General features: G+C 60.7%; 12 protein-coding genes and 4 pseudogenes. 9 read left to right on the top strand and 7 right to left on the bottom strand.

Features of this window, described 5'->3' with window-relative positions; translation table 11 throughout:
- Positions 1-239: 239 nt before the first annotated feature.
- Complete coding sequence (locus tag RCH10_RS26545) at positions 240-515, top strand: hypothetical protein (protein ID WP_409054699.1); 276 nt, start codon at positions 240-242, stop codon at positions 513-515.
- Between the two features lie 58 nt (positions 516-573).
- Here RCH10_RS26545 and RCH10_RS26540 read toward each other — a convergent pair whose 3' ends face one another.
- The 5 genes from RCH10_RS26540 to RCH10_RS26520 form a co-directional block, all read right to left on the bottom strand.
- Positions 574-894, bottom strand: a complete 321-nt coding sequence (locus RCH10_RS26540; protein WP_409054698.1) for a hypothetical protein — start codon at positions 892-894, stop codon at positions 574-576.
- Positions 891-1,292 carry a hypothetical protein gene (locus tag RCH10_RS26535; RefSeq protein WP_409054697.1) on the bottom strand — a complete coding sequence of 134 codons (402 nt, stop codon included), beginning with the start codon at positions 1,290-1,292 and terminating at the stop codon, positions 891-893. Before RCH10_RS26535 ends, RCH10_RS26540 begins: the two co-directional genes overlap by 4 nt.
- Complete coding sequence (locus tag RCH10_RS26530; protein WP_409054696.1) at positions 1,289-1,894, bottom strand: hypothetical protein; 606 nt, start codon at positions 1,892-1,894, stop codon at positions 1,289-1,291. The genes RCH10_RS26535 and RCH10_RS26530 overlap by 4 nt, the downstream gene beginning before the upstream one ends.
- Before the next feature lies 1 nt (position 1,895).
- Complete coding sequence (locus RCH10_RS26525; RefSeq protein WP_409054695.1) at positions 1,896-2,216, bottom strand: hypothetical protein; 321 nt, start codon at positions 2,214-2,216, stop codon at positions 1,896-1,898.
- A 192-nt stretch (positions 2,217-2,408) separates the two neighbouring features.
- Positions 2,409-2,690 carry a hypothetical protein gene (locus tag RCH10_RS26520; protein ID WP_409054694.1) on the bottom strand — a complete coding sequence of 94 codons (282 nt, stop codon included), beginning with the start codon at positions 2,688-2,690 and terminating at the stop codon, positions 2,409-2,411.
- A gap of 175 nt (positions 2,691-2,865) precedes the next feature.
- On the opposite strand from RCH10_RS26520, the pseudogene RCH10_RS26515 reads away from it, so the two are divergent.
- Together RCH10_RS26515 and RCH10_RS26510 are read left to right on the top strand one after the other, a co-directional pair.
- Positions 2,866-3,938 (top strand): annotated as a pseudogene (locus tag RCH10_RS26515) (IS3 family transposase); the annotation flags it as partial.
- 166 nt (positions 3,939-4,104) lie between these two features.
- Entirely contained in the window at positions 4,105-5,076 is a 972-nt protein-coding gene (locus RCH10_RS26510) for a Bug family tripartite tricarboxylate transporter substrate binding protein (protein ID WP_409054693.1), read from the top strand.
- A 67-nt stretch (positions 5,077-5,143) separates the two neighbouring features.
- On the opposite strand, the gene RCH10_RS26505 is transcribed toward RCH10_RS26510, so the two are convergent.
- Positions 5,144-5,563 carry an Lrp/AsnC family transcriptional regulator gene (locus RCH10_RS26505; protein ID WP_409054700.1) on the bottom strand — a complete coding sequence of 140 codons (420 nt, stop codon included), beginning with the start codon at positions 5,561-5,563 and terminating at the stop codon, positions 5,144-5,146.
- A gap of 73 nt (positions 5,564-5,636) precedes the next feature.
- On the opposite strand from RCH10_RS26505, the pseudogene RCH10_RS26500 reads away from it, so the two are divergent.
- Positions 5,637-5,888, top strand: a pseudogene (locus RCH10_RS26500) (SDR family NAD(P)-dependent oxidoreductase); the annotation flags it as partial.
- Between the two features lie 115 nt (positions 5,889-6,003).
- Here the strand turns inward: RCH10_RS26500 and RCH10_RS26495 are convergent.
- Positions 6,004-6,183, bottom strand: a pseudogene (locus RCH10_RS26495) (transposase); the annotation flags it as partial.
- A 52-nt stretch (positions 6,184-6,235) separates the two neighbouring features.
- On the opposite strand from RCH10_RS26495, the gene RCH10_RS26490 reads away from it, so the two are divergent.
- The 5 genes and pseudogenes from RCH10_RS26490 to RCH10_RS26470 all read left to right on the top strand — a co-directional run bounded on the left by RCH10_RS26490 (position 6,236) and on the right by RCH10_RS26470 (position 9,538).
- On the top strand, positions 6,236-6,937 hold the full coding sequence (locus tag RCH10_RS26490; RefSeq protein ID WP_409054692.1) for an IS6 family transposase: 702 nt from the start codon (positions 6,236-6,238) through the stop codon (positions 6,935-6,937).
- 206 nt (positions 6,938-7,143) lie between these two features.
- Complete coding sequence (locus RCH10_RS26485) at positions 7,144-7,557, top strand: fasciclin domain-containing protein (protein WP_409054691.1); 414 nt, start codon at positions 7,144-7,146, stop codon at positions 7,555-7,557.
- 74 nt (positions 7,558-7,631) lie between these two features.
- Positions 7,632-8,087 (top strand): fasciclin domain-containing protein, encoded by a 456-nt coding sequence (locus RCH10_RS26480; RefSeq protein ID WP_409054690.1) that lies wholly within the window; start codon positions 7,632-7,634, stop codon positions 8,085-8,087.
- Between the two features lie 52 nt (positions 8,088-8,139).
- Positions 8,140-8,913 (top strand): annotated as a pseudogene (locus RCH10_RS26475) (DUF1295 domain-containing protein).
- A gap of 157 nt (positions 8,914-9,070) precedes the next feature.
- Entirely contained in the window at positions 9,071-9,538 is a 468-nt protein-coding gene (locus RCH10_RS26470; RefSeq protein ID WP_409054689.1) for a DUF2177 family protein, read from the top strand.
- Positions 9,539-9,786: the final 248 nt, after the last annotated feature.

The following is a 9,786-nucleotide window of genomic DNA, read 5'->3' as shown; positions in this document are numbered from 1 at the left end:
GCTCATCTTTGCTCCAGTCTTCACAGGCGAGGTCCTCGCCAGCAGGAGCAGTTTCCACACTTATAGGGTTGTTCAGATTTCCGGGGCCAGCTCTCTCCTCTGCTTCTTCGCGCGTCGCCTATGTTTGACGGTTCTCGTGCCGCGCGCGCACGCACTGGCTCCCATCGGCGCCGCGTCCTAGCGCGTAGCGGCCCGAACCCTGACCCAATCAGGTGTCGGCACAAGCCAGACTGTCGATCATGTACAGTTTTGACACCGCCCCCAAATTCCGCGCCGCCGGTCCGGCCGCTCTCGCGTTGATCGACTACCTCGACACGCACGACGAACTCAAATCGAGCCTGTGGGACTTCGAGCGCGGCACGGTATCGAGCAACGGCCGGACACGGGCGTGGGCGGAGTTTTCTCAGGACACCGCGGGCAACGCCTTCATACGTGAGCGGGTCTCGCTCATCGCGATGGAAGCGGTCGCGGGCGGCTGGAACGTCGCGCACACCGTGACCCGGGCGAGACGGTAGGACGGTGGCGTCGCGATTGATGATGAGAATCTCTCCGAGGCGTTGAAGCGCCGCGAGGTTACGACCGGCCGACCGGGTTCCAGCGAACGCGCTGACAGGCCGGGCGATGCCTCCCTGCACCGCCGTTCGCTACTTCTTGAAAGTACCCTTTTCGCACCAGAACTTGGTGGTAACGCCAAAGTTGCGCTTGGAAGAGCCCGCGAGCGGCGTCGCAGTTGTAGTCAATGCCGGCGGCGGCATCGAAGCTCGCGACGTGAATGCGCAGGCTGTGGTTCACGGCGCTATCGCGGTACAGCGTGTAGCGATCGCCTTGCGCCGTGCAGGCGGAGACGGTAATGCACAGAACGAAGGCGAGCGACCGAAGCCGGCGCGCACTCACTCGATGTATTTGCTCGAGCGAGTCACTTTGCGCGCCGCCTTCTTGGCGGCGGCTGGCGGCACGGCGGCCATCGCTGGCACCGGCTGACCGGTAGCCGCGTCGAAGACCAGATCGCCGCCTTGCTTCGTCGAAAAGAGCGCGATGCTATCGATTCCCACGAGTGCCGTCGGCACGCTCTGGTGCTCGTGATTCGGCTCGCCGAATCGGCTGACTAAGGCAGCGAAACGCAATTGCATGCCGATGCGCCACCAACCCTTGGTAATACCGCGAACTTTGAATATCGCGACCGCGATTTCGGGCCACGCGACTGTGTGCTCAGGAACCTGCTGCAGCGCCTGCAACTGAGCCGGAGACAGTCGCGACATGCCAGCCGGCGCGGCTTTCTTGGCTGTGGTCATGTGAATAGTTTCCGTTGCGGCGCAACGTCCGCAGCGATGACTTGAACGGCGCACACGATCGTGATCGCCGACATTTCGTGCGTGTAGTGACGCGCGGCGCCGTTCATGGCGTTCGCGATCGCCTCTTCGGTGCGCGCCGTTGCTTGGGCGTTGGCCATCGCCTGCGCCGCCGCGATGTCCTCGCGCCATCCCTCGCCCTCAACATGGCGCAGAACGTAAGCGCAGGGCTCGAAGTGACTGTCGCCGGCTTCCATAGCCAGCACAGCAGCGGCCACGTGGCGCTTCGAGCGCCGGGACAACCAAGACAGCCGCAATAACTTGCTTTCTGCTACAGGTACCGGGCGAGTACCCTTTTCCCACATGGCGGCGACTTGTCCCGACTTGTCGCCAAGGCTCCCCAGTTGCTCCTGCGTCCAGTTCATGCGCTTCCGCAAGAAGCGCAGTTCACCCGGCGTCAGGCTCGTCACGCGCGCAGCGATTGCATCGGCGAGGGCGACATAGAGCCCGTCAAGGTCGCGGTAATAGACGCCACCGTTGACGTGCTCATCGGTACCGTCGATCAGAAGGACATTAGGTACACCGGTACCTGTCATCTTGCGCATTTCAAGTCACTTTCATTGCCGAGACAACGACGATTGACGCCAGCGCGTCCCAATCTTCATTTACCTCGTCGAGCCCGCCGATGGCGACGCGGATGTATAAATTTCGATGAACAACGTTGGCGCGGGTTTCGCCCCTATTGCCGTGCGGCTCCGGGCCGTATGCGGTGCCCCTGCGAAGGCAGGTAAGGACGTCATCGTGGTCAAAACCGTCGTTCTCCATTTCTTGCTCAGCGTGCGGAACAAAGATCACGTTGACGGATTCACGAGCCACACGCTTAACGGCCTTCGTTAGCTTCGGATTGTCCTGCCCGGATGTAGCCATTCTATACTTTGTATAGATTTCGACGTGGCGTTTTAAAGCAGCGGCAGCGTGCGGGATTACCGAAATCGGGCGGAAGCGGGCGAGTTGGACTGCGCATGGTGGCTCTGATACTAGCTGCCGGAGTTACCTATCCGATTCGTCCCCCTGATCCACATTTTTATGAACGCGGCCTGTACCCCGCAGTAGCGTCGGCTAGACGCCGATGCAATCCGCCGTGATTAATTTGGCCAGCGTTTTGTACGTCGGCGGGATGCCGGGGCCAAACGCTGGCTTCCCTGCGCCGAGTTCGGCCGCGACAGCGGTATTCAGCGTCAGCAGTTGCTGCAGTACGTCTTTCGCAGCCGAAAAACCATAGGCGGCAAGCACAGCGGCATCGAGCGCAACGTGCGCGTCCTTCAGAGGGTACTTGCCCGGCAACTCCATCGTCCGGTAGAGCGCTCTGAGTCTGTTGGCGCCGACCGGGCGTTGACCCACTTGAGCCTGTGTTGCCGGATTAAGGGTGACCCGGGACAATTCGCGGAAACGCTAGCCGCTGCTCTGTTCGAAGTCCATTGAGAGGGTCACCGAAATGTCGGCAGCGTGGGTCAATCCGGCTTCGGCGCCCACAAGCTGGCATCAATCGTATGAGCACGGCTCGGATCTACCGCGCGGCTATGCGCGCACAAAGCCCAAATACTCAGCGGCGCAGCAGACGCTGGCCATCGAGCATTACTTCGCGCACGGGCGCTGCATTGCAGCCACCACCAGGACGCTCGGCTATCCGTCGCGTGACTCTCTGCGTGCCTGGATTCAGGCGTTGCATCCTCAGTTGTGCTCCCCAGGCGTGGCCCGACCTGCGACGTCACCACGCTCGCCCGAGTTGAAGCTGGCTGCGTCATCGCCCTGTGCACCCGACAAGAAAGCGCACAAGCGGTCGCGCAAAGACTGGGCGTTTGCAGGCCGACGCTGTACAACTGAAAGAACCAGCTACTCGGCCCCGAGACCCCCGCATCCTCTTTGAGCGAAATCATCGCTGCTATGGCTATGGCTATGGCTATGGCTATGGCTATGGCTATCGCCGCATGCGGGCGTCACTGCGTGCACATTTGTGAGAAGGTGGTGCTGCGCTTGATGAATCATGAGCGCCTGGTCGCTGCGACGCCCAAGCGGCGTCGGTATGGTTCCTATCTGGGCGAGATCAGTCCAGCGCCAGAGAACCTCGTCAACCGCAACTTCACCGCGGGTGCTCCCAACGAGAAATGGCTCACCGACATCTCGGAGTTCCACATTCCGGCAGGCGAGGTGTATCTGTCGCCTGTGATGGACTGCTTCGATGGCAAGGTGGTCAGTTGGACGATCGGGATGCGCCCGGACGCGCAGCTCGTGAACACGATGCTGGATGCAGCCATCGAAACGATCGACAGCGCCAGCCGGCCTGTCGTGCATTCGGATCGCGGCGCCCACTATCAATGGCCGGGATGGCTGGCACGCATCGCGGATGCCGAGCTGACGCGCTCGATGTCTCGCAAGGGGTGATCGCCCGACAATGCGGCTTGCGAGGGCTTCTTCGGTCGATTGAAAACCGAATGGTTCTATCCTGGCAACTGGCAGTCAACGACCGTTGCGCAGTTCACCCAGGCCTTGGACTCTCACATCCGCTGGTACAACGAGAAGCGGATCAAGATGTCTCTGGGCGCGCGCAGCCCTATCGACTACCGAAGAAGCTTGGGCCTCACGCCATAACCAGTCCAAGAATTCCGCCGCACCCCCATCGGCTCAGTTTTCGGTCGGCGTCAACAGATGCCATCACCATCGCCGAAGACACCACTCGCTAACGGCGATGTGCCACACCCCGACCGACTCTTAAACTGACGCCAAACAATCACCGGCGACGGACAACGCACCCATCATGAACAGACGATCAATACTCCTTACCGCGCTCGCACTCAGCGGCGCCTCCGCGACTTCTTTTGCAGAGGACGCGTGGCCCAACAAACCGATCCGAATGATCGTGCCTTTTCCTCCCGGCGGCGGTACCGACATCCTGGCGCGGCTGGTCGCGAGCAAGCTCGGCGACACCGCTAAATGGACCGTCATCGCGGACAACCGCGCAGGCGCCGGCGGCACTATCGGGCTGGCCGAGGCGGCGAAGGCATCGCCCACCGGCTACGACATGGTGATGGGCCAAAAGGACAACATGGTGGTGGCACCGTGGCTCTATAAACACCTGAGCTACGAACCGACGCGCGACCTGGTTGCAGTGGCCAGCGTGGCCTACACGCCTGTGATCATCGGCACGGCTGTCAATTCGCGCTTCAAGACGCTGGCCGATGTGGTGAAGGCCGCGAAGGCAGCGCCCGAGACCGTCACCTACGGCTCGCCCGGCAACGGCACCACGATCCATCTGGCGGGCGACCTGTTCGGCAAAGCGGCTGGACTGCAGTTACGTCATGTGCCCTACAAAGGTTCAGGCCCTGCGCTCATGGACGTGCTGGCGGGCAATGTCGATTTGCTGATGTCCTCCGTGCCGTCGGCGATAAGCCAGATCAAGGCAGGCAAACTCCGCCCGCTGGCCGTAACTTCCGCAGCGCGCAGCAGCTCGCTGCCCGACGTTCCGACCGTGGCCGAACTGGGCTACAAGGGTTTCGACGTCAGCACTTGGTATGGCATCTTCATGCCGGCGCGCACGCCGCAAAGCGTGGTCGACCTGATCAACCGCAGGGTCAACGAACTGCTCGCCACGCCCGAAATGAAGGCTGCTGTCCAGGGGCAAGGCGCCGAGCCGCTGCCGATGTCGTCGCAGCAATTTTCGAAGGTGGTGAACGAGGACTACGCCAAGTGGAAGGGCATCGTCGAAGCGTCTGGCGCGACGATCGAATAGACGCACCGCAGGCCACCTCAGCCTGCAGCCGCTCCATCCCTGCTGGGCCGCGCTCTGCTGCTCGGCCTCAGCGGTAGGTCGCCAGAAGGATGCTCGTCTCGGTGTTGCGGAACTCCTTGATCAGCCGCACCCGTTCCAGCACGTTCGATAACTCCGCCATGCTCTCGGCGCGCAACTCGGCCAGCAAATCCCAGCGCCCGTTGGTGTCGTGCAGCGCCTCGACGGCGGGCTCGCCGAGCAGCGCGGCGATGACGGCGCGGGTCTGGTTACCTTCGACCACCACACTCATCCAGGCCTTGATGGTGGCGGGCTCGGCGTCGGGCCTGAGGCGCGCTGAATAGCCGACGATCACTTGCTCGTCTTCGAGCTTGCGCAAGCGGTTAGCAATGGTGCCGCGCGAGACGCCGAGCTTCGCAGCCAGCGCCGCGGCAGTCATGCGCGCATCCTTGCGCAATAGCGAAATCAGTTTGCGATCGGTGTCGTCCATGGCCATGGGCGGTCGAGCGTGATGATCGGGATCGACTGATCCAGGCCCATTTCTTCCAACGGAGTTCTCTCAAATGATGAATCGAACCGACCCTGTCTGGCTGATCACCGGCTGCTCGACCGGCTTCGGCCGCGAACTGGCGAAACTGGTTCTCGCGCGCGGCTGGCGCGCCGTGGTAACGGCACGCAATGTGGATCAGGTCAAGGACATTGCGGAAGGTCACGCCGAGCGCGCGCTGGCCCTTGCGCTTGACGTGACGCAGCCCGAGCAGATCGCGAAGGTCGTGGCCGAAGCTACACGCCACTTCGGCCGCATCGACGCGCTAGAGAGACGCTGAACATTGAGCATCGCAACGCGATACGCCGTCAAGATCGCCCGACATCACCGTTTTGGGCCTTTACGGCCGGCGTTTTGACTTCTTTCGAGGCCGATTTTCACATTCAAGACGCACTTCGGGCGTGTGTCTCCAGCAGCGCCCTCTTGGCGATGACCAGATTGGCCAAGCCGAACAGGCTCAACAACTGTGCCGTGTTCTTGGCCAATCCTCTATAGCGCGCCTTCCTGTGACCAAACAGGTTCTTGACCACATGGAACGGATGCTCGACCTTGGCGCGGATGCGGTTCTGTCGCGGTAAGCCGCTGCAGCTAAGCTGAGGCGAAACTGACGACTGGATGAAGGCGATGATCAAGGCGTTGCGCAAGGTAATCAAGCGGGCGCACTATCCGCTGGAAATCATGCTGACCTGTGTGCGCTGGTGCGCGGCTTACCCGCTGAGCTTGCGCCCCATTGAGGAGATCGTGGCCGAACGCGGAGTCGTCGTTGATCACGCCACCGTGCACCGCTGGGCGATCAAAATCCTGCCCGTGCTGGCCGCTGTGTTCCGACGGCACAAACGCCCTGTTGGCACGAGCTGGCGGATAGATGAGACTTACATCAAGGTCGCCGGCCAATGGAAGTATCTGTACCGAGCTGTCGATCGCGATGGCAATACCATCGACTTCCTGCTTCGTGCCAACAGAAACCACGCAGCCGCACGAAGCTTCTTTGAGCAAGCCATCGGTCTGCACGGTGTGCCCGAGAAGATCACGATTGACAAGAGCGGCGCCAACACGGCTGCCATCCAAAGCATTCGAGCCGACTCCGGTGCGGACATCGAGATGCGCCAGTCGAAGTATCTCAACGACATCGTCGAACAAGACCATCGGGCCGTCAAACGCATCGTGCGGCCGATGCTCGGCTTCAAGTCTTTTCGCTGCGCACGAGCACTCATCGCCGGTATCGAGACCATGCACATGATCAAGAAGGGGCAACTCGACGGCTCTCATGGCCAAGCCTCGTCCGCAGCAGCGAAGTTCTACTCGCTGGCTTTCTGAGCGACACGCGCGCCGCACATTTGCTCGTGCCGGCGCTGTTATTGCGACAGAACCACTGGGCCTGCATCGAACCTTATGGCTGCTAAGCGTGCTGTCCTACGCACATGTTGGGCTTCAGCCGCCATCCTTTCCTTAAGTGGTTTTATCTGCCCTTGGGTCACGCCAGACACATTTTTGAACAACCCACCCGAACTAGGACAACTTACATGCAGAACATCATCGACACGGCCGTTGCGGCCGGAAGCTTCAAGACTTTGGCTGCCGCGTTGACGGCCGCCGGGCTGGTGGACACGCTTAAAAGCGCCGGACCTTTCACGGTGTTCGCGCCCACCGACGACGCCTTCGCCAAACTACCGGAAGGCACCGTGGATAAGCTGCTCAAAGACGTGCCTAAGCTCACGGCCATCCTCACCTATCACGTGCTCAGCGGCAAGGTCATGGCGGCCGATGTGATGAAGATGGACGGCAAGACGGCCAAAACGGTTAACGGTGCAGATTTGAAGATCACCACGCAGAGCGGTGTGAATCTCAATGGCAGCGTGCACGTAACCAAGACCGACATCGACTGCAGCAACGGCGTGATTCACGTGGTCGATGCGGTGCTGATGCCGCCGGCCTGATACCGACAGTCCCTTAAACCACTGCCGGTGCCGCCTAGCATCGGGGTACTCCTCCCCTCACTTGAAAGAACACTATGAAAAAGCATTTCCTTGCCGCTGCAGTAATTGCCCTCGCCTCACTATCTGCCCAAGCAGCGGATATTGTCGACACAGCCGTGGCTGCTGGCAATTTCAAGACCCTAGTGACGGCGCTTAAGGCAGCCGGATTGGTGGACACACTCAAGGGCCCGGGGCCCTTTACTGTCTTTGCGCCCACGGATGAAGCATTTGCGAAGATCCCGAAGGCGGACTTGGACAAGTTGCTGGCAAACAAGGCAAAGCTCAAGTCGGTGCTCACGTACCACGTGGTCTCTGGCAAAGTCATGTCCACGGACATCAAGCCTGGCAAGGTCAAGTCGGTGCAGGGCGCGCAATTGACCATCAGCACGGCTGGCGGCGTGATGGTTGACAAAGCCAAGGTGGTTACCGCCGACGTGGCGGCGGACAACGGTGTCATCCATGTCATCGACACGGTGCTGATGCCAAACTGACAGCAGTCAAGGTGCCCCGATTACGCCCAGGGCTTAGTGTCGGTCACACGATATGCTGACCGTTGCGCTGCAAGCCTTGCTGCTGATTTACCTGTTGGCACTCTGCGCGTGGATGGTGAGCCTGAGCAAGAACGATGTCAGCATCGAAGACACTGCATGGCCGCTTTACATCCTGCTTGGCGGAGCGGCCTACGCACTGGCCGCTTCCCAAACCGGCCCCCGGGCGATCGTTGTGGTCACACTGGTAGCGCTGTGGGCGGTGCGGTTGGCGACTCACATTACTTGGCGCCACAGGTGGAAACCTGAAGATCGCCGCTACAAGGCCATTCGCACTCGCAACGAACCTCATTTTCGATGGAAAAGTCTGGTACCGGTGTTCGTTTTGCAGGCCACGCTGGCGTGAGTCGTCTCTTGGCCGGTTCTCGCTGCTGTCGTGAATTTGCGACCATGGCACTGGCTTGATTCGCTGGGTGTGTGTGTCGTCGTAGCTGGCGCCTCGTTCGAAGCTGTAGCAGACTGGCAACTAGCCCGCTTTAAGTCCGACGCAGCCCTTAAAGGGCAGGTTATGGACCGTGGTTTATGGCGGAACTCCCGCCACCCCAATTACTTCGGCGAGCTTTGTGTATGGTGGGGCCTCTATCTGATCGCGCTGTCGGGACAGAACTGGTGGGCCCTCTCGTCTCCGGTGCTCATGACGGTTCTGCTTCTCAAGGTTTCGGGCGTGGCGTTGCAGGAGAAGGACATTGGCGAGCGACGCCCCGGCTACCGCGACTACATCGCCCGCACGAATGCTTTCTTCCCCGGTAGGCGGCGGCAGACAAGTTAAGTAAACCACAGCACATGATTGCCTTGCACGACGGGCCGGCGTGCAAGACGCCAACATGCTGTGCTGCCTTCCGCACAGACCCATGCCACCGGCTTGAGCAATATCAACAATTCTATGGGACGTGATTTTAAAAACCGGTTGACGCCTAACCGCGTCAATGAATTCATTCACCACCATATTGGAGCGGGACAAAACTAACATGCTGAATTACCTCGCCGCATACGGTGCTACTGCGTTGGCGTTGCTGGCCCTGGATGTCGTCTGGCTCGGTTTTATCGCCAAGTCCTCCTACCGCGACGGCATCGGACATCTGATGGCAGACACCCCCAACTTGGTGGCGGGCGGCGTCTTCTACTTGCTCTACCCGGCCGGCGTATTGCTTTTTGCGCTTGCACCTGAGGCTTGGTCCGGCGGCCTTACAGCTCCGGCACACGTGCCCTGGCCGCGCGCAATCTTGGCTGGGGCGCTGTTTGGCTTCTTTGCTTATGCAACCTACGACCTCAGCAACCTAGCCACTCTGAGGGGCTGGCCGTTGGGCCTGACCTTAGTAGATATCGCTTGGGGCACGGCACTCACTGCTACCGCAGCTGCGGCGGGACGCTGGGTCCTGGGGCGCATGACATGAGCCGCGCCAACGCACGGGCCTGACGCGCATGCCGCGATGGCGCACTCCAAGCTGGCGATTAATGGCGCGACGAAAAATCCTAAAAAAAACTATTTCGGTCGTGTCCACACGCGAACAGGAAAGCCTGGGCCTCCTGGGTGCGATCGCTGCACGTGGGGCCAAGACCTCATGCACATCCCGCCAACCCCTTCCCTGGGGCGATCACGGCGGTAGTGCGTAGGCACACCCGAAATGGAGCAGATGGTGGG

It is taken from the genome of Variovorax sp. GrIS 2.14 (assembly GCF_046115955.1).
GTDB lineage: Bacteria > Pseudomonadota > Gammaproteobacteria > Burkholderiales > Burkholderiaceae_C > Variovorax.
Note: the sequence above shows the minus strand (reverse complement) of the source record. Positions and strands in the feature narration are given on the sequence as shown.